Raw genomic sequence first — 1,524 nt, forward strand, 5'->3', positions numbered from 1 at the left:
GTCAAAGCGATGCGCGAGGGCTACGGCACTGCCCGCTGGACAGAAGGTAATCCGCTACCTGACTCGACACATATCCATCAACTCCTCACCGAGCTGCCAGCGCGGCGCTACCCGGTGAGCGCCAAGGGTAACCTCACGCAACCTGAGTCGCGTGCGTACAAGGCACGGGTGACCAAGCAATACCTGATGCACGGTTCCATCGGGCCGTCTTGCGCTGTGGCGTGGTTCAAGGATGGGACGCTGACCGTCTGGACCCACACCCAGGGTGTTTATCCTCTGCGCATGGGCATCGCCGAGATGCTAGGTCTGCCTGTGCAGCAGGTACGCTGCATCCATGCTGAAGGCTCCGGCTGCTATGGTCACAACGGCGCCGATGAYGCCGCCGCCGATGCCGCGTTGATCGCCATGGCCCTGCCTGGCAAACCAATACGGGTGCAATGGATGCGCGAACAGGAAAATCTCTGGGAGCCCTACAGCTCGGCAATGCTGGCCGAAGTGGAAGCGGGACTGGATGACAGTGGGCGTCTTCGTGACTGGAAATACGAGCTCTGGAGTACTCCGCACAACGAACGCATCATCAATGCCGGGCGTCTGTTACCGGCGTGGCTATTGGCCAAACCTTTCACCCCTGCTCCTTCAGTCCCGATCGCCCAACCCGAGGGTGACGGCGACCGTAACGCGGTTCCGTTGTATGAGATACCCAACCTGCAGGTTGACCTGAATTTTGTGCTGACCATGCCATTCAGGACTTCGGCCATGCGTTCGCTCGGTGCTCATATCAACGTGTTCGCCATCGAAAGTACGGTGGATGAACTGGCGGCTCGGGCCGCTGTGGATCCGGTGCAGTTTCGCCTGAATCACTTGAGCGATTCGCGAGCACGGGCGGTGGTGGATCGCGTGGCCAGTGCGTTCCGCTGGCCGCAAAAAGCAACAGGCCCCGGCAGTGGAATCGGCTTCGCCTTCGCACGCTATAAAAACATCATGGGTTACTGCGCCATCGCCGTGCAGTTGAATGTACAGCGCCAGACCGGGCAAGTGACGATTGATCGGGTGGTTGCCGCCGTCGATGTGGGGCAAATTGTCAGCCCCGATGGGCTGCTCAATCAGATTCAGGGCGGCATCGTGCAGTCCGCCAGCTGGACGCTCTATGAACGAATCCTCTATGACGCCGGTGGCCTGCATAGCTTCGATTGGAGTGGCTATCCGATCATGCGTTTTCCCGAGGTGCCGAAACAGGTCGAGATCCACATGATCGATCAGCCGGATCAGCCATTTCTCGGTGCCGCGGAAATCGTCCAGGGCCCCATGGCCGCAGCGCTGGGCAACGCCATCAGCGATGCCACCGGCAAGCGTTTGCTTGATCTTCCGCTGGCTCGACGTGGCTGGCAGGAAGCGTTGGGATCATGAGCGATCCTTACGTGCTGAATCGGTCGCCTATCGCACACTCGGAATAAAAAAAAGGCGGTGAAGGATCACTTGCACCGCCCTACCCCAATCAAGGGAAATGTTTCTCTTCTATAAGAC

Annotated in this window: 1 protein-coding gene; it reads left to right on the forward strand. The window is 59.2% G+C overall.

What is annotated here, in order from left to right; genetic code table 11:
* The coding region (locus AC1DVH_RS30935; protein WP_477756991.1) for a xanthine dehydrogenase family protein molybdopterin-binding subunit at nt 1-1,407 on the forward strand (1,407 nt) is incomplete at its 5' end.
* Nucleotides 1,408-1,524 lie beyond the last annotated feature (117 nt).

The sequence above is a fragment of the Pseudomonas sp. P4_C3 genome (assembly GCF_056402075.1).